This window comes from Pantoea nemavictus, assembly GCF_037479095.1.
GTDB lineage: Bacteria > Pseudomonadota > Gammaproteobacteria > Enterobacterales > Enterobacteriaceae > Pantoea > Pantoea nemavictus.
Genome location: NZ_JBBGZW010000002.1, coordinates 860,574 through 886,706 on the forward strand (window position 1 = coordinate 860,574; position 26,133 = coordinate 886,706).

A 26,133-nucleotide genomic window follows, 5' to 3' on the forward strand; every position below is an offset into this window, starting at 1 on the left:
ACACTAAAGCTGCCGAAATTCTCGCCGATAACGTAGCGGAATAGTACATAACGAGGATTATTTTCATGCTAAATGGGATTGGCAGCAGCGTACTGAGAAATTTAATCGCTTCTAACGCGGTGGTCACACCGACGGTCAACAGCAAAACCGCGAAAAATGCCTTAACGGCAGAAGCCTCCACCAAAGTGACCTTCAGCGAGGCGAGTGACGCCATCGCCGCGATCTACAAAATCGTGCCTGCACAGGTACAAAGCTCCGTGGATGTCACCAGCAGCCTGCAAGCGCAGCTGAACGGTGCCGCGCAGGCGAAAGGCGTTGGCATGAACGGTCTGGGCAGCTCCTTGCTCAGTAATCTGGCCAGCAATCGCGGTGATGTGACCCTGAGCGTTCCCGCAACCGACGCGGTTAACAGCGCACAAAGCAGCAGCCAAAGTGCGCTGGCGTTGACCATCACCACCCAATCTGGCGTGCAGGTTAGCCTGCAAATGACGCGCCAGCAGGGCGGCATGGTGGTGGAGCTGAAAACCAGCGGTGGCCAGTTGAATAACGATGAAGCTGCGGCGATTGGCAGCTTGTCAGCGGGTTTGCAGAAGGCGTTGGATGGCCTTGATGCCAGCACGACTCAACTTGATATCAGCGATCTGATGAAGTTTGATAGCTCGGTGTTGAAAAGCGTCGATCTGAAGACCGATCTGCGCAACGGCAATAATGTCACGCAGTCGCTGAATCTGCATGCCGACGATCAAGAGCGCTGGCTCGGTTTCCACAATGGTGATGTCAGCATCAAACTGGACACCGATATGTCGAAACTGACGCAGGCGGGTAGTGCGGCGCAGCAGGCCGCGGCGCTGGATCAGTGGAGCACCAAATTTGACCAGGCGGCGGCACGCGGTCATGGCAACAGTGCCATGCTGTCGCTGTTTAAAGAGAGCTTCCGTGCGCTCAATACCACCGAGGGCAAAGCGGCCGAAAGTATTAACACGCAGCGAGTGAAAGCGATTGATGCCAATGCGGCGAAGAGTGGCGCGATCAGCGGACTGGCCGATTTTTCCGCCACTTATCAGCAGACGCCGATTTCCGGTAATCCGTATAAGCCGGAAGAGGAAGATAGCTTCTCACTCAATGTGGCGCAAAAAACCACCACGCAGCAGCATGGCGATAGCCAGGATTTGAGCCAGCAGACGCTGTTTAAACTGAAAGCCAGTTTTCATACCGCGCTGGATTCCGCCTCAGCGGTGAAACTTACCGAACAGAAATCGTCGCAGAACTACAAATATCATCTGATTGATGATGAAGAGCGCAGCCAGACGTCGGTGACGCAGAATAAGAAAGGGGATTTGACTGCAAACTATTCGCAGCAGCTGACGCAAAATGAGACGGTCAAGACCTATCAGCTGGCGCAGTTGATCGACAGCGTAGAGATCCCGCACAGCGCGAAAAGCGAATCGAGCCGTTCATTCGCCGCCGCGCAGTTTGATGCGCAATTAAATAATTAATAGTCCAGCGCCGCTATTAACCTTCGCACAATTTGTAGCGGCGCGATTTATCGCGCTCTTTTGACGTTTAAACTGAGACGCGCAATAAATTGCGCCGCTTGTATCTTGAATGTGTTGCTGGTTAGCTACCAGCAACATGAAACGGAGGCAGCTTTTTGCGCCGCTTAAGACCCGATCTTGCTTCGTAGCTTTAAGCCCTCCGTTTCTCCTTTCACGCCAGCAACTACTCTGAACGGTAACCAGAAGCTCTGACTTCGTATGTACAAGGCTAGATGGCGTGATGGTTTAAGTGAAAGGGAGATATCCGATGTTCTGTCTTGGTATTGATGTAAGCAAACACAAACTCGACCTCTGCCTGTTCCCCGGCAACGGCAAAAAGAAAACGAAATCCATCAAAAATCAGGTCGGCGTAGAACGTGACATCTGCGACTGGCTCCAGAAGCAGAAGTGCCCGCCAGAGCAGGTGATGGTGGTGATGGAAGCGACCAGCGTCTATCACGAAAACGTCGCTTACGGGCTGCACGGGAACACGCCCGTGACGGTCTGTATCGGCAATCCGCAACGGGTCAGGGAGTTTGCCCGCGGAATGGGTATCCTGACCAAAAATGACGCGGTCGACGCCTGGGTGCTGGCCCGTTACGGCGAGCTGAAACAGCCCGATGCCTGGGTTCCGCCGCCACCGGAAGTCCGCAAGCTGAAAGACCTGCTGCGTCTGCGTGACGCCATCGTTGAAGATGTGCAGCGCGCGACGAACAGGCTCGAGAAGGCGAACTCAACCCAGACGGCGGGCGAGGTGACCGACTCGCTTGAAAGAACAAAAAAATCGCATGAAAAGGAGCTGAAGCGAATAAACGCGCTGATTGACGACCACATGGATAAGAATGATGGTCTGAAAGATGATCTTAAGCTGCTGGAGTCGATAAAAGGTATCGGCGGCGTAGTGGGAACGACCATGCTGTCGGTGCTGCGTACGTGCCAGTTCCGCAATGCGGGTCAGGTAGCGGCGTGGCTGGGCGTGGTGCCGGTCGAGAAGACGTCAGGCAGTTCGGTGAGAGGGCTGGCCCGGATGTCGAAAACCGGTCCCGCCGACGTGAGAGCGAAGCTGTATATGGCCGCGATAGTAGCGGCAAGGTGGAATCGCCCCGTAAGAGCGCTGTATGAAAGGCTGATGGCGAAGGGCAAGCCAGCCAAAGTGGCGCTGGGAGCGGTGATGCGCAAACTGGTCCATCTCTGCTTCGGTGTGCTTAAAACACGAGAGCCGTGGAACGAAAACTACGTAGCTACCGCTTGACGTTCAAGACGGTAGCTACGAGTATGTGCAAACATCATTATTTGCAGATTAAAACTTTTCTTAGCGTTATTTGATCTTAAGAATTACTCGCCGCTTTTTTATACTCAGCTACTCCTCGCAGCGCCGCCTGTAGCCCTTTGTTGTGCCTAAATAAATCGATAGCTTAATAATGGCAACCCATTGCCAGATATAGCATAACCGCGCTATTTACTTGCTTAAACTCCGCTGATTATCATCGCTTTCAACCCGTTATTAATTCCACCGCCTGCTGGCTTATTCAGTGCAGGCTTACTATTCGCTGTGCAGTAAAAGTGAAATCAGCTATGACGCAAAACAGTGACGAGATTATTAACCGCGCCGCGGTATTAAGCAGCGATGCACAGGCGATTGCCGCCGCACGCCATTTAGCCGAACAGGCGAAAAGCGGTGCAGTTGAGCGCGATCAACAACGTCTATACCCGATTGAGCTACTGAACCAATTCACCTTATTGGGCCTTGGTAGCATCAGCGTGCCGCGTGAATTTGGCGGCGCAGGCTTGTCGTTCCAGACGGTAGCCGAGGTATTTCGACTGATCTCCGCCAGCGATCCGTCGCTCGGGCAAATCCCACAAAACCACTTTGGCCTGATTCAGTTCATCCTCGGTGAAGGTTCTGCAGCGCAACAACAGCAGTTGTTGCGTGCGGTGGTCGACGGCAAGCGCCTTGGCAATGGAGGGCCAGAGAAAAACACCAAACACACGCGCGATGTGCAAGCGCAATTAGTGACAACGTCACAAGGTGTGCAGCTCACTGGGGAGAAGTTCTACTCTACCGGCGCGCTATTCGCCGACATTCTGGTCACCACCGCCATGCATGACCAGCAGCCGACCATGGCGTTTATTCCGTTGCCAGCGCAGGGCGTAGAAATTGTCGATGACTGGTCCGGCATCGGACAGCGCACTACTGCCAGCGGCACGGTGAAACTGCAGCAGGTGGTGGTGGATCCGGCGCTGCTGATGTCGCTGCCTGCGCCGGAAAAGCCGACGCTACGCGGCGCGGTTTCACAGTTGATTCAGGCTGCGATTGATGCCGGGATTGCTCAGGGCGCGCTGGATGAGGCACTGGAGTTTGTGCGCAGCAGCTCGCGACCGTGGGTGGATGCCAATGTCAGCCGCAATGCCGACGATCCCTATATTATCGCCGACGTGGGCCGCATCAGCACCGATCTGAGCGCCGCCAATGCGCTGCTGGCGCGTGCCGCCCGCGTACTGGACAGCATCGATAGGCAAGCGCTGACCGCTGAAAATTGCGCGCGCGCGTCGATTGCGGTGGCGGAAGCCAAAGTGCTCACCACCGAGGTTGCGCTGCGCGCCAGTGAGAAATTGCTGGAATGGGGCGGCAGTCGCGGCACGCTGCTGCGCCACGGGCTCGATCGCCACTGGCGCAATGCGCGCACCCACACTTTGCACGATCCGGTGCGCTGGAAAACCCACGCTATCGGCAACTATTACCTCAATGATGCGCTGCCTGCGCGTCATGCGTGGATTTAAGGAGCAACCATGACGCAGGTATTGCCTAAACAGCGCGCGACGCGCATCGCGACAGCCCAGCAAGCGTTACAGGTGGCGCAGGAATTAGCGGCGCGTTTTCGTGCCGGTTCATCCCAGCGCGACCGCGAACGTGAGCTGCCGCACACCGAGTTGCAGCAGCTGTTTCAATCCGGGCTAGGTGCCATCACCGTGCCGCGCGCCTTCGGTGGCATTGAGATTTCTAGCGCTGAACTGGCTGAGATTTTCGTGATGTTAAGCGCTGCCGACGGTTCGATTGGTCAGGTGCCGCAGAACCATTTTTACGCGCTGGAAGTGCTGCGCATCAACGGCAGCGAGGCGCAGAAAAAACGGCTGTATGCCGAGGTGCTGGACGGCGTGCATCATGGCAATGCGCTGGCGGAGTTCAGCTCGCCGGCCGCGCATCAGCGATCGACTGCAGTTTCGCAGCAGGCTGAGGGATTGCGTCTCAACGGCAACAAGTTTTACTGCACCGGTGCGTTATACGCCGATCGTATTCCGACGCTGGCGATTGCCGATGACGGTAAAGAACAGCTGGTGTTTGTGCCGCGCCAGCAGCCAGGCGTCAACGTGATCGATGACTGGAGCGGCTTTGGTCAGCGCACCACCGGCAGCGGCAGCGTGCAGTTCCGCGATGTGGCGATTGCGCCGGAAGATGTGGTGCCATTCCAGACGGCGTTTGAACGGCCGAGCACCGTTGGGCCGTTTGCGCAGATTATGCATGCCGCCATCGATCAAGGCATCGCGCGTGCAGCCTTTAATGACATGCTTGATTTTCTGCGCCAGCGTGCACGTCCGTGGCCGGACAGCGGTGTGGAACGCGCCAGCGATGACCCATTGACGCTCGATCGTACCGGTCGCCTTGCCGCGCGACTTAGCGCAGGTGATGCGCTGCTGGCGATTGCCGGTGACGCCGTTGACGTGGCGCAGCGCGAACCCAGTGCGGAAAACGTGGCGCTAGCTTCAGTCGACGTGGCGAAGGCGCGCGCCTGGACCACTGAAGTGTCGCTGGAGGCCAGTAATCTGCTGTTTGAACTGGGCGGATCGCGTTCCAGCCTGCGCGAACACAACTTTGACCGCCACTGGCGTAATGCGCGCACCCACACCCTGCACGATCCGGTACGCTGGAAATATCCGGCGATTGGCAACTACCTGCTGAATGGCGTGCTGCCACCGCGTCGGGGAACGATATGAGTCAAAAACAGATTCTGCTTAACGCCTTCAATATGAACTGCGTTGGGCACATTCATCACGGCATGTGGACGCATCCACAGGATCGTTCAGTGGATTTCAATTCGCTCGATTACTGGCTGGATCTGGCGCGTTTGCTGGAGCGCGGGCTATTTGATGGGCTGTTTATCGCCGATATTCTCGGTGTGTATGACGTCTATCAGCAGGGCATTGGCCTGACCGCCAAAGAGTCGATTCAGCTGCCGGTTAACGATCCGCTAATGCTGATTTCCGGCATGGCGAGCGTTACGCAGCATCTGGGCTTTGGCGTCACCGCCAACCTGAGTTATGAAGCGCCATATCCGTTCGCGCGCCGACTTTCCACGCTCGATCACCTGACCAATGGGCGCATCGGCTGGAACATCGTCACCGGTTATCTTGATAGCGCCGCGCGCGCCATGGGCCAACATCAGCTGCTGGCGCACGATCGCCGCTACGATCAGGCCGATGAGTTTCTGGATGTCACCTACAAATTGTGGGAAGCCAGCTGGCAGGACGATGCGTTGGTACAGGATAAGGCCAATCGTCTGTACGCCGATGCCAGCAAGATCAAGCAAATCAATCATCAGGGCGAGTTTTATCAGGTGCAGGGCTATCACCTCAGCAGCCCATCACCGCAGCGCACGCCGCTGCTATTTCAGGCCGGTTCCTCGACGCGCGGCGTGCAGTTTGCCGGGCGTCATGCCGAGTGCAGCTTTGTTAATGCGGCGTCCCCGGCGGCGATGCGCGAGCAATCCACGCGTCTGCGTCAGGCGGCGGTGGCTGCCGGACGCCATCCTGACGATCTGCGCATCTTTATGGGCGTCAGCGTGATTGTGGCGCCTACCGAGCGTGAGGCGCAGGAGAAGCAGCGCAGCTATCTCGACTATGCCAGCCCGGAAGCCGGCATCGCCCACTTCTCCAGCTCGATTGGGTTGGATTTGGCGGCCTTCGAGCTGGATGAGCCGATTCAGACCGGCGACACGCGCGCGATAGAATCGGTAAGCAAAGCCTTTAGCGGCTGGACGCGTCGTCGCTTGCTGGAGCAGCACGCGATGGGCAGCCGCTATCCGCTGATCGTCGGCAATCCGAGCCAGGTCGCCGATGCGTTGATCAAGTGGATCGATGAAGGCGATATCGACGGCTTTAACCTGACGCGCATCCTCAACCCGCAGAGCTACCGTGATTTTATCGATCTGGTTGTTCCGGAATTGCAGCAGCGCGGCCGCTTTAAAACCGCCTATCAGCCCGGTTCGTTACGGCAAAAAATCTTTCAACAGCAAGACCGTTTGCCCGATCGTCATCCGGCGGCACGCTGGCGCGACGGCGTTAACCTTCGTTAATTTAACCTCAGGGATCTGATATGAAAATTGCACGTCAATTCGCGCTGGCTGCCAGCGTCGCACTGCTGGCGTTTAGCGCCGTCGCTGCCGAGAACTACAGCGGACCGCTGAAAGTCGGCACCACCGCCGCCTTTGCGCCGCCGCTGGAAACAGCGGTGGCCGAAGCGAAGAAACAGGGTTTGAACGTTGAGTTGGTGGAGTTCACCGACTGGACGGCGCCAAACGTCAGCGTGGAAAACGGCGACATCGACGTCAACCTGTTCCAGCATAAGCCGTTCCTTGAGAACGCCAACCAGCAGGGCGGATTCCATCTGGTGCCTTTTGCTCCCGCCATCATCAACAATATCGGCCTCTATTCGAAAAAACATACTGCGATTGACCAGATTCCCGATGGCGGCACGGTGGCAATTGCTAACGATCCGATCAACGGCGCGCGCGGCCTGCTGCTGCTGCAAAAAGCCAAACTGATTACGCTGAAACCGGGCGCGGGTCTCAAATCGACCGTGGATGACATTGTCAGCAATCCAAAGCATCTGAAGATTATCGAAGTGGAAGCGGTGCAGCTGTCGCGATCGCTGGATGAAGTCGATTTAGCGCAAGGCTATCCGCACTATCTGCGCCTGTCGAAGACCATCGATCCCAACAAGGCCTTGCTGTTTGATGGCCTTGAGCATCCGGAATATGTGATTCAGTTCGTGATTCGTGATGGCCATCAGAACGATCCGCGCCTGGCGAAGTTTGTCGATATCTACCAGCATTCACCGGTAGTGCGCGCCAAACTGGATGACTTCTACGGCAAGCTGTATCAGCCGGGCTGGAGCCAGTAAGCATGGTTAGCCTGACGCTACCCGGCGAGCGCGATGCGTTGCTGTCACCGACGGCCGAGACGGCAGGGAGAGTGCACGTGCAGATTCGCGGCTTAAGTAAACGCTATCCCGGACAAAGCCTGGACGCATTGAAAGCGGTCGATCTGCAGGTTAAGCGCGGCGAGATTTTCGGCATTATTGGCCGCAGCGGCGCCGGAAAATCAACGCTGATTCGCTGCCTTAACCGGCTGGAAAATCCGACAAGCGGGCAGGTGGTGATTGACGGCATCGATCTCGGCAGCCTGAGCGATCGTCAGCTGGTAGATTGGCGACGTCGTACCGGCATGATTTTCCAGCACTTCAATTTGCTCTCTGCCAAAACGGTGCGTGAAAACATTGAGCTGCCGATGAAAGTGGCGGGCGTGCCTGCGGCTGAGCGGCGGCGCAAGGTGGATGAATTGCTGGCGCTGGTGGGGCTGGAACAGCGCCAGCACGCCTGGCCTGCGCAGCTGTCCGGCGGCCAGAAGCAGCGGGTCGGCATTGCGCGCGCCTTGGTGCACGATCCTGAACTGCTGCTGTGCGATGAGGCAACCTCGGCGCTCGATCCGGAAACCACGCGCGCGATTCTGGCGTTGCTGAAGAAGATCAATCAACAGCGCCACATCACCATCATTTTGATCACCCATGAGATGGACGTGGTACACGATCTTTGTCATCAGGTGGCGGTGATCGATCAGGGCGAAATTATTGAGCGCGGGCCGGTGTGGCAGGTGTATAGCGATCCGCAGCAGGAGACCACGCGGCAACTGCTGAATCCGCAATTCAGCGCGCTGCCGGAAGCGATTCAACCGCTGTTGACGCCGATGCGCCAGCGTACCGATTCGCGTCTGCTGGTGCGGCTGCGCTACACCGGACAAGGCGCGCAGCCGGATTTGGCCGCGCTCAGTACGCGCGTTGCCGGTGAGCTGACTCTGCTGTTTAGCGCGGTGGAGTGGGTGGATGGCAAACCGACCGGGCAGATGTTGCTGCTGCTGGAAGCGTGCCATGAATCTGACGCTGCGCGTGCACTATTAACCTCTGTTGCTGACCAACTGGAGATTCCGGGCTATGTCACTGGCTATTGATCGTTTATGGGTGGGGCTGCTGGATACGCTGCTGATGGTTGGCGTGTCGTCGCTGCTGGCGCTGGCCTTGGGCTTGCCGATGGCGGTGATTTTGGTGGTGACTGGACGCGGCGATCTGTTTCCCAGTCCGCTGCTGAATCGTGTGCTTGGCTGGGTGGTGAACCTGTTCCGTTCGATTCCGTTTTTGATCCTGATGGTGGCGCTGATCCCCTTTACCCGCTGGATCGTCGGCACCACCTACGGCGTGTGGGCGGCGGTAGTGCCGCTCACGCTGGCGGCAACACCGTTCTTTGCGCGTATCGCCGAAGTGAGCCTGCGTGAAGTGGATAAAGGATTGACCGAAGCGGCGCAGGCGATGGGTTTTCATCGCTGGCATATTATATGGCATGTGCTGTTGCCCGAAGCGCGGCCGGGCATCGTCAGCGGATTTACCATTACGCTGGTGACGATGATTAATGCCTCCGCGATGGCCGGCGCGATTGGTGCCGGTGGTTTGGGCGATCTGGCATATCGCTATGGTTATCAGCGCTTTGATATGCAGGTGATGCTGACGGTGATTGTGGTGCTGGTGGCGTTGGTCACGGTATTGCAGTTTTTTGGCGACAGGTTGTCGCGCAGGCTAAATCACCGCTGAAATTAAAAAAGCGCAATAAATTGCGCCGCTACGATATGTGCATGTATTTGTAGCGGCGCGATTCATCGCGCTCTGTTGACCTTCGTATTGCTATCTGATCTGCAGTTCCCCTAGCGCTGCCAGCAACGCATCGACTTTGGGAAGCAGCTGTTTGCGGCGCGGCCAGATCAGCGTTAAGGCTAAACCTTCCGGCTGCTGTTCGGGCAGAATGATCTGCAGATCGCCGCGCGCCAGCGGCTCACGTATCAACCATGATGGCATCTGCGCGACGCCAAGCCCGCCACACACCGCCTGCACTTGTGCATCCACATCGCCCAGCGCCATACGGTGCGGCACGTTGCGCCAGTGTGGATAACCATCTTCGGTAGTGAATAACCACGGTTTGGTGCTGCCATCGACGCGTTCATACAGGATCGCCTGATGCTGTAACAGCTCGCTTTCACTGTTCGGTCGACCGACGCGCGCCAGATAATCCGCTGAGGCGCAAAACACCATGCGTTCGCGACCCATCTGGCGACAGCCGAGCGAGGCGGGCAGATCGGGCGATCCGCCAATGCGCACCGCCACGTCAATTCCCTCGTCAAAGAGATCGATAAAACGATCGGAAAACGTCAGATTCAGTTCGACATCCGGATGCTGCTGACAAAAGGGAATCAACAGCGGCATCACGCTGAGGCGACCGTAAGTATTCGGCACCGCGAGGCGCAAGCGGCCAGAGGGAATGGTGCGCTGCGCCGCCAGCACCGCTTCGGCTTCAGCCAGCTCCTCCATAATGCGCAAACAGGTTTGGTAATAAGCGTTGCCAGCGTCGGTGAGTTTCAGGCTGCGCGTGGTACGCTCCAGCAGGCGCGAGCCGAGGCGTGTTTCCAACCGCGTTACGCTCTTACTCACTGCGGAACCGGTTAAGTGCAGACGCTCGGCAGCCGCGGCAAAGCTGCCGCTCTCCACGCTGGCGACAAAGGGGACGATATCTTTCAGGCGTTGATCGTGCATTGATTAGTGAACTCAGGTTGTGAATGCCGTGAATTAATGCCAGAGATAGGAATTTAATTCTCTATTAAACTCATCATTACTGAAACTGAGGAGAATTAAAATGCAAAAGCAGGCATTGATTGTAGGCATCAGCGGCGTTATTGGGCGCGCGCTGGCAGAAAAACTGCAGCGCGAAGGCTGGCAGGTAAGCGGCTTATCACGTGGACGCGGCGCGGTGCCGGAAGGCTGTCGCAGCCTGACCGCCGATCTCACGGATGCAGACGCGGTGCGTGCCGCGTTGGCGCAGGAGAAGCCGGATGCCCTGTTCTTTAGCGTGTGGTCGCGTCAGGAAAATGAGAAAGAGAACATTCGCGTTAATGGCGGCATGGTGCGTAACGTGATTGAAGCCTTGGGTGAACGCCTGAATGGCGCGCATGTGGCGCTGGTAACCGGCCTGAAGCATTACCTCGGTCCCTTCGAAGCCTACGGTAAAGGCGCGGTACCGGTTACGCCCTTCCGCGAGGAGCAGGGTCGTCAGCCGGTCGATAACTTCTATTACGCGCAGGAAGACGAAGTCTTTGCCGGTGCGGAGAAATATGGCTATCGCTGGAGCGTGCATCGTCCGCACTCCATCGTCGGTTTTGCGCTGGGTAACGCGATGAATATGGGCCAGACGCTGGCGGTTTACGCCACGTTGTGTCGCGAGCAGGGCTTGCCGTTTATTTTCCCAGGCTCGCCAGAGCAGTGGAACGGTGTTTCCGATGTGACCGATGCCGGTTTGCTGGCCGAGCAGTTGCTGTGGGCAGCGACGGCGGCCGAAGCGGCCAATCAGGATTTCAACGCAGTGAACGGTGATGTGTTCCGCTGGAACTGGTTGTGGCCACGTCTGGCGGCCTATTTCGGCGTGGAAGCGGCGGCGTATCCGGCGCAGATGATGCCGCTGGAAGGGCGCATGCAGGAAGCGGCGGACGCCTGGCGTGATGTGGCAGCGCGTTATCAGCTGCGCGAAGCGGACATTACTAAGCTCGCATCCTGGTGGCACACCGATGCCGATTTGGGCCGTCCGATGGAAGCCTTTACCGACATGAGCAAGAGCCGCAAAGCGGGCTTCACCGGCTATCGTTCCACGCTGGATTCATTCACACAGCTGTTTGATCGGCTGAAGGCGGAGAAGGTCATTCCGCAGTAAAAGCTCGCTGAATTAAAAGGGCGGTTCGCTGGAATCGCCCTTTTTTATTGCAATATGGCGGGCCAGACTTATAAAGAAAAAAGAACGGCCTAAGCCTTAGTTATATTATAACGCCATGCTAAGGCCGTTTTTGCCATTACTTTTTCTTGTAGACGATGGCGGTACCATATATTTTGTTATTGGTATTCGCTGAGGTAACAATATAAATATCGCCACCTTTTTCATCGGCCTTTTTCGACAGCTCCTCTTTAGCACTGGCAGCATCGGTTTCACCTGAGGTAGAAATCTCGCCCACCTCAACATACTGATCTTTGACCTTTTCAAACTCTACTTTTGTCATTAGCTCTGCAGCAAAGGCGCTAAATGATAATGAGCTTGCTAATAATACGAAAATTAATTTTTTCATACGTGTCCTTGGATGAGGTAAATGATGGGAATAGTTCTCTTATTGCTATTATTTTATAGTTTACAAATGTGACCTTTACCATGTGACTGCGCTAATTTTTAATCTTCTGCTTCGTGTGTCTCGCATCAAAACAATAACCTTATAGGTATTACTACTTCACTTCAGTACCACCCCATCCAGCAGAGCTATTCTGGTAGCACGCCGATGCCGATTTGGAGCGTTCTTTTTCTCATCGTCAGTGCAGCTCACAGGACCGCCTGGTCAATCCGCAATTTCATGGTTATCCCCAAAACCTCTTGCCGGTCACAATTTAATCGAACCCTCATGGTGAAAAGTGGTTGAGTCTCACAAAACATTAGAAACATTCTTGTATGGCAGTTAATCAAATGTAAATCATTAACGCATAACTCCTGACAAGGTGCTGCTGATGATTAACCGTTCCGAAGAGAAACCCATCAAGTTGAGAAACATGCTGGCCTATGGCGGCGGCGATGTTTTTGGTGGCGGCAGTTTCACGATACTTGGCCTCTGGCTAATGTATTTTTACACCACTTACGGCGGATTAAGCCCGGCAGAAGCCGGTGCCGTTATCGCTTTCGCACGGCTGCTGGACGCCTTTTTTGATCCGTTAATGGGCTATGTCACGGACCACTTCTGGCGCAATCGTCTTGGTCAGCGCTTTGGTCGCCGTGGCTTTTTCTTCCTGATCGGCGCACCGCTGGTGTTCTTCAGCTACATCATGATGTGGGTGAGCGACATGGGATTCGCTTACTACCTCGCCACATACATCTTGTTCTACGCCTGCTACACGCTGGTTATCGTGCCTTACGAAACGCTGGCGGCAGAAATGGCCCACGATTTCCATGTGCGCTCCCGTCTCACCGGCGTCCGCATGTTCTTTTCCATGGGCGCGGGCATTCTTGCCGCCTGGCTTCCAGGGGCAATTATTGCTGTGCTGGGTGATGATGCGTCATCCTCCTTCCTGTATATGGCGGTTATCTTTGCCACGCTCTTCGCTATCGTGATTTTTGGGCTCTACTTCTTTACCTGGGAGCGCGCCATTGAAATCACTGAGAAGCCTGCGCCGGTTGAGTTCAAGCGCGATATGAAAGCGCTGTTTCGTTCACTGCTCTCCACCTTCCAGGTGCGTACTTTCCGTCAGCATGTTGGCATGTATCTCGGGGCTTATGTGGCGCTCGATGTACTTGGTGCCGTGCTGGCTTATTACATCATCTTTGTCCTGGGCCATAGCGCCATCGATGCCGCTAACAGCATGACCTTTATGTCAGTAGTGCAGTTCTTCTGCATCGCGGCGTGGATTCCGTTCTGCATTCATATTGGCAACGGCGCGGCCTATAAGCTGGCGCAGTACCTGATGCTGACCAGCGTGGCGCTGTTTATCAGTTTCTACGCGTTTGGCAATAGCGCGCAGATGTGGATGGTATGGGGTGCGGCCATTGTGATGGGAATGGGACGTTCGGGGACGCAGTACGTTTGCTGGAACATCTACAGCTTTATTCCTGACGTGGATGAAATGCTGACGGGCCAGCGTCGCGAAGGCATTTTTGCTGGCGTGATGACGTTTGTGCGCAAAGCGGTGCAGGCGGTGGCGCTGTTTATCGTTGGGTTGGTACTGCAATCCTATGGTTTTGCCGGCAAAGGTGCGGTGAGCCAGCCACCTGAAGCCGTTCACGGCATCGCGCTGGTGTTTGGTATTGGCGCGCTGATCTTCCTCGTCGTCGGCCTATTTAGCGCACGCGGCTTCAGCCTGAATCGCAACAATCACGCGCTGTTAATCGCCGAGATCCAGCGTCGTCACGCAGGTGGCAATGGCGCTGAAGCGTCCGCTGAGACGCGCGCAGTGGCCGAAAAACTTACCGGCTGGCCGTGGGCCAGTTTATGGGGCAAGAACGATATTATGCAGCGCATTGATCCACGCGCTGAAAACCTTACGGCTAAAGGAAACCAGCAACATGACACGCATAACCTTTGAGATCATGCAGTCCACCATCGAACAGGCCCTGCTCAACGCTGGAATGGCGGCTAAACCCGCCGCACTGTGCGCACAAATTCATACTGAGACCAGCTGTGACGGTATTCCGTCGCACGGCCTCAACCGGGTAGCGCGCTTCGTCGATTACCTGCAAAAGGGGTGGGTTGATGCGCATGCGGTGCCGGAACGGGTAAAAAGTCTTTCCGTAATGGAAGTATGGGATGGACAGCGCGGAGCGGGCATTACCAATGCTGTTCTGGCTGTCGATCGCGCGACAGAGTTAGCGCGTGAGCACGGGATGGGGCTGGTGGCCATGCGCAACACAACGCACTGGATGCGTGGAGGCACCTATGGCTGGCGTGCGGCAGAGCAAGGCATGGCAGCGATTTGCTGGACTAACACCGAATCCTGCATGCCAGCATGGGGGGGTAAAAATACTCGCCTCGGGAATAACCCTTTTGTGATGGCGGTGCCAGGCAAGCAGGGGCCGCTGGTGCTGGATATGGCGATGTCACAATATTCGTATGGCAAGTTGCAGGTGACGCGTCTGCAAGGAGAACAGCTGCCGTATCCTGGCGGCTTTGATCAGCAAGGAAACCTGACCCGCGATCCCGCGCCCATCGAGCAATCCATGCGCATTCTGCCCACCGGTTTCTGGAAGGGCTCCGGCATGGCGATTTTGCTGGATGCGATGGCTGCGCTGCTGTCGGGGGGCAGCTGTACTGCTGAGATCGATGCTATCCAACAAGGCAGCTGTACCGGCGCTAGTCAGATCTTTATGGTGTTCGATCCCGCGCAGCTAAGCGGCAAAGCGTTTACTGAGCAGTTGGCTGAAACTATCCAGCAGTATGTGAATGGATCCGCTGTGGCGGAAGGATTTAGCAGCGTCACCTGGCCGGGTCAGCGTCAAAAAGCCACGCGTGAACGTAACAGATCGGAAGGCATTCCGGTGGATGAGGGCGTTTGGCGTGAAGTGCAGCAGTTGGCAGCGGGCGGTTGAGATGCAAGGGGGATTAAAATCCCCCTTGTTTATTTCGTCTTCACTTCAGCGTCACCCAGCGCTTCCCCACCAGCACCGTCATCGCCACAATCGTCACGATCGCCGCCAGATGCATGACAAAATCCAGCGGATGCAGATGCACCGGGTGACAAAATGCCAGTAGCGTCACCGCCATGCAAGAAACGCCCAGTCCTGCCATGGCTAAGCTGCGTACCGGATGCAGCGCGCGGGTGCGGCGCAGGCTGGCGATCATCAGCACCATCATGGGTGTGCTCACCACCAGCAGAAAGGTAAAGCAGCGCGTGCTGTCGTTGTCGTGCACCAGCGGCACTTCGCCGGGAATCTGGCTGAGGCTCATGCCCAGCCACAGCAAACCGATCGGCAGCAGCGCTTTCCAACTGATGCTGCGACGTCCAGCGATGCTCATATCAAAGGCGCTGCGGATCGCCAGCGTGCCGAGTACAAAGGCCAGCGCCAGTTGAGACATTGCCTGCAGCGCGCCGGGCTGTGCCCAATCGGTGAAACTGCGCTGCACCAATAGGCTGGCGGCAATCCCGCAGGGTAACGCCAGCAGCAGCCAGGCGAAGACGCGCCAGCCGGTAGATCGCAGCGGCTTAACCGGGCGCATCTCGCGTCCGAGTTTTTCAATTAACAGCTCATGATCGGTCATGATTGGCTCCAAAGCGGCGCAGATTGGTTAATGCGCGGTGCAGCAGCGATTTCACCGCCGACACACTTAAATTGTTATGCGCGGCCGCTTCCGTCAGGCTCATTTCGCGCAGATGCACATGTTCAACAATGTCGCGCTGACGCGCCGGTAGCTGTCGCAGATAACCGGCCAGCTCTTCCTGCGACTCCTGCCGCGGCGCAATGGGGGCGCTGGCCGCTTCCGGGAGTGCCTCGTCATTCACTTCCCACTGCTGATGACGACCCCGTCGCCGCAGTGCATCAATGGCGCGCGCCGAGATAATTGCCAGCAGCCAGGGTAAAAAAGGGTAGGCGGAATTATAGGTGTGACGCACCCGATGCACCGTTAGCAGCACATCCTGAATCACATCTTCAACCAGCGCCTCATCAGAGATCTGTTTACGCACTTGCGAACGAATCACCGGCACCAGCGCTTTTAGCAGTCGGGTATAGGCGAGCTGATTACCCGCCTGCGCCTGTTCCATTAGCGCGGGCCAACTTTCGCGCGCGCTATCGCTTGTTTGCATAATCCGCCTTGTTGTTCTTACGCCTTCTTGCTCGCCGCCTGGTTTAGCGCATTCACTACAATGCTCGGTGTCAGCACCTGCGGCAGCACTTTCGGTGGTCCGCCGTCGGCGGGGTAAACCAGATACATCGGTAATCCGCCCTGACCGAACTCACTCATGGTGTCATCCACGTCCGGGTTAAATTTAGTGGAATCTGCCACCATGTACAGCGTGCCGGTTTTGGCTAAGGCATCTTTCACCGCCTGGGTGGAGAGCGAGGTTTTCTCGTTCACCTGGCAGGTGATGCACCAGGAAGCGGTGAAATCGACGAAGATGGCTTTACCGTGTCCACGCTGCGCTGCAACTGCTTGCGGCGTCCATTTGGCTTTAATGACGTCTGCCGTAAGTTGATCGCCCGCCAGTCCCGCGCCAGGTTTCATCAGGCTGGGGAGCGGGGCGATGACCGCGACAATCAGCACTGCCGTTACCGCAAACAGCACTTTATGACTTTTACCGGCAAAGTGACGATGTTGCGCCATACCGTACAACCAGCCGGCGAAGGCGACAACGACCGAGGCTGCCAGCAAAGTGGCCAGCGCTGCGCTACCCGCCTGCTGTGCCAGCACCCACACCAGCCACGCGTAAGCGCCAAACATTGGGAACGCCAGGCCGCGTTTGAGTACATCCATCCACGCACCGGGACGCGGCAGGAATTTAGCCAGCGCCGGGAACAGTGAAACCAGCGTGAACGGCGCAGCAAAGCCGAGCGCCAATGCAAAGAAAATCACCAAGGCTACGGCAGGCGGTTGTACCAGTGCATAGCCGATGGCGCTGGCCATAAAGGGTGCGGCGCAGGGTGTCGCGACGATAATCGCCAGCGCGCCGGTCAGGGCTGAGCGCGTAAACGCACCGCGACCCACATCAACCGAGCCCCCCACACGCTGAACCGATAAGCCCACTTCAAACACGCCAAGCAAGTTAAGCGCGGCTGCAAGGATCACCAGCGACAGCAAGGCGATAACCAGCGGGGATTGCAGCTGGAAGCCCCAGCCCACCGCCGCACCACCGGCACGCGCTGCCAGTAAGATACCTGCCAGCGCCATCATGGTGACCACAACACCGAGTAAAAAACCCAAACCTTCACGGCGCGCGCTGGCGGCGTTGTCAGTATGGCGTAACAGGCCGAGCGCTTTCAGCGAGACTACCGGAAACACGCAGGGCATGAGATTGAGAATGATGCCGCCGATGAAGGCGGCCAGCATGGCGGTTAACATCGCTGGCCTCTTTTTTTAGTTAGTCTGCGGATGAGAAGCGTCGTACTGCTTAACGGCGGCAAGCGCTTTCTCGATATGCGTATCGGGGTTTCTATCCGTGTAACTCAGCAGAATGTTGCCATCGGGGGCGATCACGTATGAGGTGCGATCGGACAGGGTTTTGCCCTTCATCTGCATGGTGGTTTGGTACTGCGCCGCCACTTTCGCACCGGGATCGGCTGCTACGGTGAATTTATCGCGGCACTCCAGTTTGGAGAAGTCGCTAACCTGATCGGTATTGCCCGCAGTAACACCAATCACCGTGGCGCCCATTTTGGTGAAGCTATCAGTGGCTTCAGCAAAATCATGGGCTTCGAGGGTGCAGCCCTTGCTAAACGCCGCCGGGAAGAAATAGAGCACTACCGGGCCTTTCTGCAGCGCTTTATCCAGCGAGAAGGTCAACGGCTTACCGGCTAACGCGCCCTGCAGTTCGAAGTTAGGTGCTTTCGCGCCGACCGGCAATGCGGCACCGGCGTTGAACGCGGACAAGCCAAGTGCTGCCGTGATGGTCAGGGTACAAACGAGGGATTTCATGCGTTTCATTATCTGCTCCTGCGAAGTAGGGGAGTTCCGATTTGGGTGACTCAATCGTTCAGTTCGCTGGAGCAGAGAGGAAAGTTTCGCTAGAGAAAAATTATTTTTGCAGGCGCGCCAACATGCGCATGCTGTTCTCAAACAGGGATTCAGCGATATGCAGCGGAAAATCCTTGGACAGGGTTTTCGCCACGCGTTCAATTAGCTGCGCCATTTTGGTCGCTGTAATGGTGATGAAAGTGATAGCGGCCTCGCCAGCCTATTTCCCAACCAGCCAGGATCGTACTGAAACGTATGTGCACCGTTGGTATTGCGAGTAAGCACACCAACTCGTCCGCCGTTCATCCGGGTGATTAATTCCTGTTTCACCAGTCATTCTCCTGAGCTGGCGCAGCGTCCTCGCCTTTTTCCTGCACACCCATGCTCACATCAAGCGATTGTAAAATCTTGAATAAGGTTGCCAGCGTGGTCAGATCGGGATTGTTTTCAAAGTGAGAAATGGTGGATTGCTTGAGACCCACTTTTTGCGCCAGTTCACTTTGTGTCCAATGGTTCTTCTGTCGAATCAGCCTGACATGATTTGCAAGTTGGCGTGGACTGTAAATCATCTCGGATTCTCTTCGTAGTGAAGCATGATTGAGGACAATTATCCTCAGTAGCGGATAGAGATAACCTTATCCCTTAGAGAGGATAAAATAATGCGTATCCCCTGTAAGGGATAATGAAAGATATGTACTCGGCCATTTTTGGATAACACATTGAAATATAAGAAATAGTATTCAATCTCTAAAATGCGGCGAGTTTTTGTGGTTTTATCCCCTGACAAAACAGACTCAAGGTATGCTGGACGATGATGTCACGATTGTAAGCGGGATCGTTAGCAAAGCGGGTGAAGGGCACCAGCACCAGGCTGAGAATCGACGTCATCAGCAGCTGTGGCTCCAGATCCGCATTGAGTAATCCTTGCTGCTGCCAGCCCTCAATCAATTTTTTCACTTCATCACGCTCGCCATGACCAAAGCGCTTTTTAATGTGCTGGCCTAAACCCCCTTCGCCTTGCATCACTTCCTGCATCCACAGCGGGGCAAACCAGTTGTAAGTGGTGACAATATCCGCCACTTCACGGATAAAGGCGCTAAAAGTGGTGACAGGGTCACGTGGGTCGTCCATGAAGTGGGAAACCAGCCGCTGACGTAACGGTAAGAAACGCTCCTCAACCACAATATCCAGTAGCGATTCACGTGATTGAAAATAGTAATTGAGCATCGCCGGGCTGACACCTGCTTTGCGCGCAATCGCATTGAGCGATGTCTCGCCAATACCGCTTTCAGCATACAGCTCCAGCGTGATATCCAGCAGGTGTTCGCGCTGCTGCACGTTGATCGCACCGCCGCGTGGACGACCAGGGCGGCGTGGTTTGGCAGCATTGGCCATTTTGTCAGCAGGGACTTTTTGTGCGGTCATCTTTACGCGCTCACTTGATTCATGTCAGACTGCGATCAATATTAATTGTGTATTTAATTAATTTCAATTGGTGTCTGTTATGAAACCCCAAACACGCGTGCCGCAGTCGGATCGCGGGGAGGAGAATCCTCCTTCCGTCCGTTTATTGATGAGCGCTTTATTACTGGTCATGCTGCTCGCTGCATTGGATCAAACCATTGTCTCAACCGCATTGCCCACCATTGTCGGCGAACTGGGTGGATTGGATCGCCTGTCGTGGATCGTTACCGCCTATATGCTGGCCTCCACCATCGTGGTGCCGCTGTACGGTAAGTTTGGCGATTTGTTTGGCCGTAAAACTGTGCTGCAAATCTCGGTGGTGCTGTTCCTTATCGGCTCGGCGCTGTGCGGTCTGGCGCAGAATATGGAGCAGCTCATCTTCACGCGTGCGCTGCAAGGATTGGGCGGCGGCGGCTTGATGGTAGTGAGTATGGCCGCCGTCGCGGATGTCATTCCAGCGCAGGATCGCGGCAAATATCAGGGCCTGTTTGGCGGCGTCTTTGGTTTGGCGACGGTTATTGGTCCGCTGCTGGGCGGTTTTATCGTGCAGCACGCCTCATGGCGCTGGATTTTCTATATCAATCTGCCGCTAGGCTTGTTTGCGTTGGTGATCATCAATGCGGTGTTCAAAACCGACAATAAGCGCAAACCGCACGAGATTGATTATCCCGGTGCGGTATTTCTTAGCATGGCGCTGGTCGGCATCACGCTGTTCACCAGCGAAGGCGGCACCTTGCGCGCCTGGTCCGATCCGCTGCTGTGGTGCATTCTGGCGTTTGGTGTAATTGGGGTGATCGGCTTTATTTATGAAGAACGCCGTGCGTGGGAACCGATTATTCCTCTATCGCTGTTCCGCAATCGCAGCTTCTCGCTCGCCAGTTTGATGGCGTTTATCGTCGGTATGTCGCTGTTTGGTAGCGTCACTTTTTTACCGCTCTATTTGCAGGTGGTAAAAGGATCAACGCCGACAGAAGCAGGCTTACAGCTGCTGCCGTTGATGGGAGGATTACTCATCACCTCCATCGTCAGCGGGCGCATTATTAGCCGCACCGGCAAATATCGCCTGTTCCCGATTGCTGGCACCTTGCTGGCCACCATCGGCATGGGGCTGCTCACCACGCTGACCCTTTCTGCACCGCTGTGGCATATCTATCTGTTTGCCTGCGTATTGGGCATGGGAATGGGGATGGTGATGCAGGTATTAGTGCTAGCGGTGCAGAACACGGTGACGCCAGACAGCATTGGCGTAGCAACTTCATCCGTAACGCTGTTCCGTTCAGTTGGCGGTTCGATTGGCGTAGCGCTGTTTGGTGCAGTGTTTAGTCAGGTGCTGAAATCGGGTCTGACGACGCTGGTGGAGCAAGGCAAAGCGCTGCCGCGCGCGCTCGATCCCAATGCCGTGCATCAACTGCCGTATGACGTACAGCAAGCCTATCTTCAGGTGTTTGGCGGTGCGGTGCACGCTGCCTTCCAAATGGCGACCGGCGTGATGTTGCTGGCCTTTGTGCTTTCACTGTTTCTGCCAGAAGCGCCGCTGCGGAAGAAAAACACAGCGGCATAAATACGGCTTATAAAACGCCCGCGCGCTGCTGCAATTTTTTCACCGCTTGCGCAGCGTCGCGGCCGAGTTCCGCTAGATCGCACCCCGGGATGACGTCATCCTGCATCAGCAGTTTCCCATCACAGATCAGCGCTTTTAACCGGGCGCGTCCGCCGCTGGCAACCGGGCCGATGGCGATATCGTGCAGGCCGAAATAGCGCGGATCGTCGAGACGGTAGACGGCGATATCGGCGGCCATGCCTGGCGCAATATGACCGGTGCGCAACCCCAATACCTGCGCACCACCGGACGTGCCCCAGCGCACTACGTCTTCAATACTGGCAGCATCGCCACCGCCCTCATAGGTTCCGCCCGCATAACGCGGCTGCGCCAGCATACCTTTGCGTACGCGCTGTAACTGCCAGGCAGCATGGGTTTCGCTTTGCATATCTGCCGCTTCGTTCGATGCAGCGCCATCCACGCCAATGGAAATTTTCACGCCGGCATGTTCCAGCGCCACTAAATCGGCAATGCCGCTGCCAAGACGCGCGTTACTTTGCGGGCAGTGTGCGATACCGCTACCCGCTGCACCCAGCATGGCAATCTCTTCCGGCAGTAGTTTCACCAGATGCGCGAACCAGACATCGTCGCCAATCCAGTCATGCTCAGCGCAAAACTGCAGCGGTGTCATGCCAAATTTCGCCTGGGCGGCGTCGAGGTAATCAACGGTTTCGGAGAGATGACTGTGCAGGCGAATGCCGAGCTGGCGAGCCAGGCGCGCGCTTTCACGCAGCTCCTGCGGGGTGGTGGAGTGCAGGGTGGTGGTGGGCGCCATCACGATGCGGCGCATCGCCCGATCGTGCGGTTGATGATAGCGCGCCACCAGGCGATCAACATCAGCCATCATGCTGTGGAAATTTTCCGGACGTAGCGCGGTGGGCAAGTCGCTCTCCAGCCCGCGCGTTTGCGTCGCGCCGCCGCGACACAATACGAAACGCACACCGAGTTTCGCGGCCTCTTCAAACAGGATGTCGGCACCGTCAAACGGCATATCGGGCCAGTAGAGATAGTGGTGATCGGCGATGGTGGTGCAGCCGGAACGTACCAGCTCGACCAGGCCGACGCGCGCGGCAATGCGAAATGTCCCTTCATCGAATGCGCCGCGAAAACGATACGGCGTCGCTGCAAGCCAGCCACCAAGGCTAAGATTCAGACCCTGCGGCTCGCCTTTAAGCAACGATTGAAACAGATGATGATGCGTATTGACCCAGCCGGGATACACCACGCAATCACGCGCGTCGATCACGGTTTCCTCACTGACGGCGTTGAGTTCACCCAACGCCACAATCAGGCCATCGCGGATGCGAATATCGCGCGCGCTGCTGCGTGGATGCTGTTTGTCGCCGGTCAGTATCGCAGCACAGTTTTTAATTAACAGTTGGCTCATGTCACCTCACTCCGCTTTTGCCGGGACGAACTGCGTGCTAAAAGCACTCTGCCAATCGGTTGAGGCTTTTAGCAAACCGGCGTTGACCATAAAGTCACGCGTCGCCTGCCAACGTTTATCCGTCATCACGCCCAGCCCCTGTTTCGCGGCATCGCCGCCGTCAATCAGGTGCAGCGCTTTCATTTGTGACACGCCAAAGGCCAGAATGGCATCGGTCATTTGCGGGTTCTCTTTTTTGATCAGTGCATTCCCCGCCGCCGGATTGGCGAGGTAAGATTTCCAGCCTTCCATCGATGCGGTGACAAAGCGCTTCATCACGTCGGGCTGTGTTTGCAGCAAATCGTCACGCGTAACCAGGATGCCGCCGTACGCCGGATAGCCATAATCGGCAAACAGATAGAATTGGCTGTCGGGCTGGACGGCTTTGATTTGCTGAACTTCAGAGGTGGCGTAAGCCTGCTGCGCGGTGTTTTTATCGGCGAGGAAAGGTTGCATGTTGAAGGTATAAGGGCGCGCCTGACCATCCTGCAGCTGATATTTACCTTTGAGCCACGGCCACCAGCTGGCTTGACCACTGGCTGACACCAGCACGGTTTTGCCCTTGAGCTGATCCAATGACTTCACATCGCCATGGGTAACAATGCCTTGCGGATCGAACTGAAACGGCGCGGCTATCGCTTTGAGTGGGAAATGGCGTTCAACGCCCTGTAACACTTGCAGGTCATAGCTGACGATCACATCGGCGCGATTCGCCAGCAGCAGTGTCATGTTATTCAGCTGCGGGCCGCCGGAGCGCACCTCAACGTCCAGCCCATATTTCTTATAGATGCCCGTCGCGACAGCCTGGTAATAGCCGCCTTGCTCCGCCTGCGCGACCCAGGTGGTTTGCAATACCAGTTTGTCTGCGGCATGCGACAGTGCAGAAGTGCTCAGTAACGCAATAAATAAAGAGAAACGGAAACGCGACATTGTCATAAAACCCCCAATAAACGTTGAGTTTGTTGTCGTCATCAGGGGATGCCAGCGTATGACATGCATCACGGCGCCTAAAAGCACCGCCCCCTGACGAGGTACAGCTATTGCTGTAGAGCAATGTCCTGCGTGAATCTGATGTCACGCTGACCGCTTATACTCAGTGGGGATTTAGCAAACGGCGTGCCATTGATATAACCCTTTGAATAAATTCTCTTTACAGCAACAAGGCAGTCACATTTCTCTCAGCCGCTGCGCGTTAAGGATGCATGCTTGCACTTTTTGCACCGGCTTTGTGCAGACAGGATGCGTCACTTCCTTTAAATCATTGATTGTGCGTGCTATATCGAGCTGGCACAGGCTTTGCTTGGCTTAAAGTGAGTAGAAGCTGTCAGCCGTGGTTTCATTCGGTGGGTCATTGCTCGATCGCCTGTTGCATTCGCCAGGCGCGGGGATGACCGCCTTTTGCCGGCAGGTCATCCGTTATTGCTCAATAACGAGGTGCACTAATGGAAAAGACCACTTTTGCTATGCATGAACTGACCAAAGAATCGCGCATGGGCGCGCGCGGCATCGAAGCGGCGCGCGATGTGCGCATCATCGATCTCTCCAATTTTGCCGAACGTAAAGCGGAAATTGCCGATCAACTGTGGCAGGCCGCCACCGAAATTGGCTTTTTCCAGGTTTCCGGACACGGCATTCCACTCGACGACATCACTGCGGCTTTTGCTAATGCAGAACGCTTTTTTGCGTTGCCGCAAAGCGCTAAAGCTCGCCATCCGCTGCGCCGCAATGCGGGCTGGGAATATCGCGCACAAATTCGTCCTTCCACCGGCAAACCCGATCAAAAAGAGTCATATCAGGTAACGCGTCCGCGTATGGAAGGTTTATGGCCTGATGACGTTTTGCCCGACTTCCAGCACGATGTGCTGCAGTTTGAACGTCAGTGCTGGGAAGTCGGCATGCGTTTGCTTTCATGTTTTGCTCTGAAGCTAGGGTTCCCCGACGATTTCTTCGCTAAAGCGCATGAGCCTTCGCGCGAGACCTACCAAAGCACGCTGCGTATGCTGCATTATTTTGCCATCAGCGGTGAGCCAGATGGTCCGTGGCGCGCCGGTGCGCATACCGATTTTGATTGCCTGACGTTGCTTTTCCAGCGCGATGGGCAGGGCGGTTTGCAGGTGTGTCCGGGCAGAGAGATGGAGGAGCAAATATGGACGCCGATCCCGCCGCTCGAAGGCGTAATCACCTGTAATATCGGCGATATGTTAATGCGCTGGAGTGACGATAAACTGCCGTCAAATTTCCATCGCGTCAGTAATCCGCTGCCGGGAGAATCGGTGCCGGCGCGCTACAGCCTGGCATTTTTCTGCCAGGCCAATGAAGATGTCATTATTGAGGGACCGGAGAAAAAATATCCGCCTATTTCCGCGCAGGATTATCTGGCCCAGCGTATTAGCGCGAACTTCTCCGGCAAGTATTAAACTTACAGTTGTAAGCCGAAATTGATGCCATTCTGTGCAGGAGAACAAATATTCTCCTGCACAAAAAATTAGCAGTGTGGAAAATAGATTTTTAACTCAAATACAAGATGTTACCGAAGCGTAAACTTAGGTAAAACCAAGCGGCAATTAAAAGATTTCAGCGCGAGGCTATTTATTTCTGCAACTTCTTTACGGTATAAATCACTCATCCCAGTTTCCCTCAGCGAAAACACCAACACATGATCAATTCTGCCGCCAGCAAAGTTATCGCCTGCCTGTTTATTTTCACCCTGGCCGGTTGTTCTTCTAAGTCTTCGCATGTGCCTGCTGAAGAGAGCGTTGATACCTCGGCAGAGGGCGGCAAGCAGCCCGATTTAATTCCGGTGATTGCCGCACTGCACGATCAGATGCATTCGTGGGAAGGGACCAAATATCAGTGGGGCGGCACGCAATTAACCGGTGTTGATTGCTCCGGATTTGTCTGGCGCACGCTAAAAGATCGCTTCAATATTCCAATGGATCGCGTCACCACCAAAGAGTTAATTGCCATGGGCAAGCCGGTGGATCAAGCGCATTTACAGCCCGGCGATTTAGTCTTCTTCCGTATTAAACGCGAGCTGCACGTCGGCTTTTATGACACCGATCATCAGTTCCTGCATGCGTCAGTAAGCCAAGGTGTTATGCGCTCATCGTTAAATAATCCGTACTGGAAATCGGTTTATTTAGAGGCACGACGCTTGCCGAAAGAACAGAACTCTCAGATTAGTTTCAATTATAAAAACAAAGTCTGAATCGAGGTGCGCATTAATGCGCACCTCCGGGAATTGGGGCGCCATTTATGGCGTAATGCCGATCAGTTAAGCGCTGAGCGACTTTCGTTCGCCATCGGCTGAGGCAGTTTCAGTCATGCCGTGCGGCGACCGAGCAGAGGACGCCTGGCCGCGCCCTCTGCACTCCCGGGCCCTGCGCCAGCCCATCCCGCCGCTTCGCGGTGCCTTCGCTCCCTCGCAATTCCTGACGGACCGGCGGCGATTCGCTCCTGCTCAGCGCCGCCTCTCGCCGCATCCCTGCGGCTCGCCCTGGAATCCCTCACTCGCTCAGCGGGCTGGGATGTCGCCTCAACACCCGCGCTGCAGC

At 55.8% G+C, this 26,133-nt stretch carries 24 protein-coding genes and 1 pseudogene; 14 read left to right on the forward strand and 11 right to left on the reverse strand.

Annotation, left to right across the window (positions count from 1 at the left end; translation table 11 throughout):
* Positions 1-65: 65 nt before the first annotated feature.
* The 8 genes from WH298_RS23555 (at position 66) to WH298_RS23590 (ending at position 9,450) form a co-directional block, all read left to right on the forward strand.
* On the forward strand, positions 66-1,496 hold the full coding sequence (locus WH298_RS23555) for a hypothetical protein (RefSeq protein WP_180824265.1): 1,431 nt from the start codon (positions 66-68) through the stop codon (positions 1,494-1,496).
* A gap of 307 nt (positions 1,497-1,803) precedes the next feature.
* On the forward strand, positions 1,804-2,787 hold the full coding sequence (locus WH298_RS23560; RefSeq protein WP_180822907.1) for an IS110 family RNA-guided transposase: 984 nt from the start codon (positions 1,804-1,806) through the stop codon (positions 2,785-2,787).
* A gap of 323 nt (positions 2,788-3,110) precedes the next feature.
* Positions 3,111-4,316, forward strand: coding sequence for an SfnB family sulfur acquisition oxidoreductase (locus tag WH298_RS23565; protein ID WP_180824266.1), 1,206 nt, complete (start codon positions 3,111-3,113; stop codon positions 4,314-4,316).
* A 9-nt stretch (positions 4,317-4,325) separates the two neighbouring features.
* Positions 4,326-5,528, forward strand: coding sequence for an SfnB family sulfur acquisition oxidoreductase (locus WH298_RS23570; RefSeq protein ID WP_009128397.1), 1,203 nt, complete (start codon positions 4,326-4,328; stop codon positions 5,526-5,528).
* Positions 5,525-6,886 (forward strand): LLM class flavin-dependent oxidoreductase, encoded by a 1,362-nt coding sequence (locus tag WH298_RS23575; RefSeq protein WP_180824267.1) that lies wholly within the window; start codon positions 5,525-5,527, stop codon positions 6,884-6,886. The genes WH298_RS23570 and WH298_RS23575 overlap by 4 nt, the downstream gene beginning before the upstream one ends.
* A gap of 20 nt (positions 6,887-6,906) precedes the next feature.
* On the forward strand, positions 6,907-7,713 hold the full coding sequence (locus WH298_RS23580; RefSeq protein ID WP_049851714.1) for a MetQ/NlpA family ABC transporter substrate-binding protein: 807 nt from the start codon (positions 6,907-6,909) through the stop codon (positions 7,711-7,713).
* 2 nt (positions 7,714-7,715) lie between these two features.
* Positions 7,716-8,816 carry a methionine ABC transporter ATP-binding protein gene (locus WH298_RS23585; protein WP_180824268.1) on the forward strand — a complete coding sequence of 367 codons (1,101 nt, stop codon included), beginning with the start codon at positions 7,716-7,718 and terminating at the stop codon, positions 8,814-8,816.
* Positions 8,800-9,450, forward strand: coding sequence for a methionine ABC transporter permease (locus tag WH298_RS23590; RefSeq protein WP_049851713.1), 651 nt, complete (start codon positions 8,800-8,802; stop codon positions 9,448-9,450). Before WH298_RS23585 ends, WH298_RS23590 begins: the two co-directional genes overlap by 17 nt.
* A gap of 90 nt (positions 9,451-9,540) precedes the next feature.
* On the opposite strand, the gene WH298_RS23595 is transcribed toward WH298_RS23590, so the two are convergent.
* Positions 9,541-10,443, reverse strand: coding sequence for a LysR family transcriptional regulator (locus tag WH298_RS23595; RefSeq protein ID WP_180824269.1), 903 nt, complete (start codon positions 10,441-10,443; stop codon positions 9,541-9,543).
* A gap of 100 nt (positions 10,444-10,543) precedes the next feature.
* On the opposite strand from WH298_RS23595, the gene WH298_RS23600 reads away from it, so the two are divergent.
* Positions 10,544-11,611, forward strand: coding sequence for an SDR family oxidoreductase (locus WH298_RS23600; protein WP_180824270.1), 1,068 nt, complete (start codon positions 10,544-10,546; stop codon positions 11,609-11,611).
* Positions 11,612-11,747: 136 nt separating this feature from the next.
* Here WH298_RS23600 and yahO read toward each other — a convergent pair whose 3' ends face one another.
* Positions 11,748-12,017 carry a DUF1471 family periplasmic protein YahO gene (gene yahO / locus WH298_RS23605; RefSeq protein WP_007888991.1) on the reverse strand — a complete coding sequence of 90 codons (270 nt, stop codon included), beginning with the start codon at positions 12,015-12,017 and terminating at the stop codon, positions 11,748-11,750.
* A 427-nt stretch (positions 12,018-12,444) separates the two neighbouring features.
* On the opposite strand from yahO, the gene WH298_RS23610 reads away from it, so the two are divergent.
* Positions 12,445-14,010, forward strand: a complete 1,566-nt coding sequence (locus WH298_RS23610; protein ID WP_180824271.1) for an MFS transporter — start codon at positions 12,445-12,447, stop codon at positions 14,008-14,010.
* On the forward strand, positions 13,991-15,010 hold the full coding sequence (gene yiaK / locus WH298_RS23615; protein WP_180824272.1) for a 3-dehydro-L-gulonate 2-dehydrogenase: 1,020 nt from the start codon (positions 13,991-13,993) through the stop codon (positions 15,008-15,010). Before WH298_RS23610 ends, yiaK begins: the two co-directional genes overlap by 20 nt.
* A 40-nt stretch (positions 15,011-15,050) precedes the next feature.
* Here the strand turns inward: yiaK and WH298_RS23620 are convergent, their stop codons facing one another.
* The 7 genes and pseudogenes from WH298_RS23620 to WH298_RS23650 all read right to left on the reverse strand — a co-directional run bounded on the left by WH298_RS23620 (position 15,051) and on the right by WH298_RS23650 (position 19,514).
* Positions 15,051-15,680, reverse strand: coding sequence for an NrsF family protein (locus tag WH298_RS23620; protein ID WP_180824273.1), 630 nt, complete (start codon positions 15,678-15,680; stop codon positions 15,051-15,053).
* A complete protein-coding gene (locus WH298_RS23625) occupies positions 15,667-16,224 on the reverse strand; it encodes a sigma-70 family RNA polymerase sigma factor (RefSeq protein ID WP_007888995.1) in 558 nt (185 codons plus the stop codon). Before WH298_RS23625 ends, WH298_RS23620 begins: the two co-directional genes overlap by 14 nt.
* Before the next feature lie 17 nt (positions 16,225-16,241).
* The gene (locus tag WH298_RS23630) at positions 16,242-17,477 is read right to left on the reverse strand and encodes a protein-disulfide reductase DsbD family protein (RefSeq protein WP_180824274.1); all 1,236 of its coding nucleotides are present in this window, start codon (positions 17,475-17,477) and stop codon (positions 16,242-16,244) included.
* Positions 17,478-17,492: 15 nt separating this feature from the next.
* Positions 17,493-18,059: a peroxiredoxin gene (locus tag WH298_RS23635; protein WP_180824275.1), complete on the reverse strand. Its 567-nt coding sequence runs from the start codon at positions 18,057-18,059 to the stop codon at positions 17,493-17,495.
* A 210-nt stretch (positions 18,060-18,269) separates the two neighbouring features.
* Positions 18,270-18,395: pseudogene (locus tag WH298_RS23640) on the reverse strand (HipA N-terminal domain-containing protein); the annotation flags it as partial.
* A gap of 20 nt (positions 18,396-18,415) precedes the next feature.
* On the reverse strand, positions 18,416-18,658 hold the full coding sequence (gene hipB, locus WH298_RS23645; protein WP_180824276.1) for a type II toxin-antitoxin system antitoxin HipB: 243 nt from the start codon (positions 18,656-18,658) through the stop codon (positions 18,416-18,418).
* A gap of 178 nt (positions 18,659-18,836) precedes the next feature.
* Positions 18,837-19,514 (reverse strand): TetR/AcrR family transcriptional regulator, encoded by a 678-nt coding sequence (locus WH298_RS23650; RefSeq protein ID WP_180824277.1) that lies wholly within the window; start codon positions 19,512-19,514, stop codon positions 18,837-18,839.
* A gap of 79 nt (positions 19,515-19,593) precedes the next feature.
* On the opposite strand from WH298_RS23650, the gene WH298_RS23655 reads away from it, so the two are divergent.
* Complete coding sequence (locus WH298_RS23655) at positions 19,594-21,114, forward strand: MDR family MFS transporter (protein ID WP_180824278.1); 1,521 nt, start codon at positions 19,594-19,596, stop codon at positions 21,112-21,114.
* 7 nt (positions 21,115-21,121) lie between these two features.
* Here the strand turns inward: WH298_RS23655 and WH298_RS23660 are convergent, their stop codons facing one another.
* Together WH298_RS23660 and WH298_RS23665 are read right to left on the reverse strand one after the other, a co-directional pair.
* Entirely contained in the window at positions 21,122-22,540 is a 1,419-nt protein-coding gene (locus WH298_RS23660) for an amidohydrolase family protein (RefSeq protein ID WP_180824279.1), read from the reverse strand.
* Between the two features lie 6 nt (positions 22,541-22,546).
* Positions 22,547-23,515 (reverse strand): ABC transporter substrate-binding protein, encoded by a 969-nt coding sequence (locus WH298_RS23665; RefSeq protein ID WP_202883447.1) that lies wholly within the window; start codon positions 23,513-23,515, stop codon positions 22,547-22,549.
* A gap of 506 nt (positions 23,516-24,021) precedes the next feature.
* Here WH298_RS23665 and WH298_RS23670 point away from each other — a divergent pair.
* Both WH298_RS23670 and WH298_RS23675 read left to right on the forward strand, forming a co-directional pair.
* The gene (locus WH298_RS23670) at positions 24,022-24,996 is read left to right on the forward strand and encodes an isopenicillin N synthase family dioxygenase (protein WP_007889007.1); all 975 of its coding nucleotides are present in this window, start codon (positions 24,022-24,024) and stop codon (positions 24,994-24,996) included.
* Between the two features lie 239 nt (positions 24,997-25,235).
* Positions 25,236-25,787 (forward strand): C40 family peptidase, encoded by a 552-nt coding sequence (locus tag WH298_RS23675; RefSeq protein WP_007889009.1) that lies wholly within the window; start codon positions 25,236-25,238, stop codon positions 25,785-25,787.
* Positions 25,788-26,133: the final 346 nt, after the last annotated feature.

Excerpts from the sequence above, each read along its gene's own strand:
- WH298_RS23555 (WP_180824265.1), top strand. The coding sequence starts at position 66 with ATGCTAAATGGGATTGGCAGCAGCGTACTGAGAAATTTAATCGCTTCT.
- WH298_RS23560 (WP_180822907.1), top strand. The coding sequence starts at position 1,804 with ATGTTCTGTCTTGGTATTGATGTAAGCAAACACAAACTCGACCTCTGC.
- WH298_RS23565 (WP_180824266.1), top strand. The coding sequence starts at position 3,111 with ATGACGCAAAACAGTGACGAGATTATTAACCGCGCCGCGGTATTAAGC.
- WH298_RS23570 (WP_009128397.1), top strand. The coding sequence starts at position 4,326 with ATGACGCAGGTATTGCCTAAACAGCGCGCGACGCGCATCGCGACAGCC.
- WH298_RS23575 (WP_180824267.1), top strand. The coding sequence starts at position 5,525 with ATGAGTCAAAAACAGATTCTGCTTAACGCCTTCAATATGAACTGCGTT.
- WH298_RS23580 (WP_049851714.1), top strand. The coding sequence starts at position 6,907 with ATGAAAATTGCACGTCAATTCGCGCTGGCTGCCAGCGTCGCACTGCTG.
- WH298_RS23585 (WP_180824268.1), top strand. The coding sequence starts at position 7,716 with ATGGTTAGCCTGACGCTACCCGGCGAGCGCGATGCGTTGCTGTCACCG.
- WH298_RS23590 (WP_049851713.1), top strand. The coding sequence starts at position 8,800 with ATGTCACTGGCTATTGATCGTTTATGGGTGGGGCTGCTGGATACGCTG.
- WH298_RS23595 (WP_180824269.1), bottom strand. The coding sequence starts at position 10,443 with ATGCACGATCAACGCCTGAAAGATATCGTCCCCTTTGTCGCCAGCGTG.
- WH298_RS23600 (WP_180824270.1), top strand. The coding sequence starts at position 10,544 with ATGCAAAAGCAGGCATTGATTGTAGGCATCAGCGGCGTTATTGGGCGC.
- yahO (WP_007888991.1), bottom strand. The coding sequence starts at position 12,017 with ATGAAAAAATTAATTTTCGTATTATTAGCAAGCTCATTATCATTTAGC.
- WH298_RS23610 (WP_180824271.1), top strand. The coding sequence starts at position 12,445 with ATGATTAACCGTTCCGAAGAGAAACCCATCAAGTTGAGAAACATGCTG.
- yiaK (WP_180824272.1), top strand. The coding sequence starts at position 13,991 with ATGACACGCATAACCTTTGAGATCATGCAGTCCACCATCGAACAGGCC.
- WH298_RS23620 (WP_180824273.1), bottom strand. The coding sequence starts at position 15,680 with ATGACCGATCATGAGCTGTTAATTGAAAAACTCGGACGCGAGATGCGC.
- WH298_RS23625 (WP_007888995.1), bottom strand. The coding sequence starts at position 16,224 with ATGCAAACAAGCGATAGCGCGCGCGAAAGTTGGCCCGCGCTAATGGAA.
- WH298_RS23630 (WP_180824274.1), bottom strand. The coding sequence starts at position 17,477 with ATGTTAACCGCCATGCTGGCCGCCTTCATCGGCGGCATCATTCTCAAT.
- WH298_RS23635 (WP_180824275.1), bottom strand. The coding sequence starts at position 18,059 with ATGAAACGCATGAAATCCCTCGTTTGTACCCTGACCATCACGGCAGCA.
- hipB (WP_180824276.1), bottom strand. The coding sequence starts at position 18,658 with ATGATTTACAGTCCACGCCAACTTGCAAATCATGTCAGGCTGATTCGA.
- WH298_RS23650 (WP_180824277.1), bottom strand. The coding sequence starts at position 19,514 with ATGACCGCACAAAAAGTCCCTGCTGACAAAATGGCCAATGCTGCCAAA.
- WH298_RS23655 (WP_180824278.1), top strand. The coding sequence starts at position 19,594 with ATGAAACCCCAAACACGCGTGCCGCAGTCGGATCGCGGGGAGGAGAAT.
- WH298_RS23660 (WP_180824279.1), bottom strand. The coding sequence starts at position 22,540 with ATGAGCCAACTGTTAATTAAAAACTGTGCTGCGATACTGACCGGCGAC.
- WH298_RS23665 (WP_202883447.1), bottom strand. The coding sequence starts at position 23,515 with ATGACAATGTCGCGTTTCCGTTTCTCTTTATTTATTGCGTTACTGAGC.
- WH298_RS23670 (WP_007889007.1), top strand. The coding sequence starts at position 24,022 with ATGGAAAAGACCACTTTTGCTATGCATGAACTGACCAAAGAATCGCGC.
- WH298_RS23675 (WP_007889009.1), top strand. The coding sequence starts at position 25,236 with ATGATCAATTCTGCCGCCAGCAAAGTTATCGCCTGCCTGTTTATTTTC.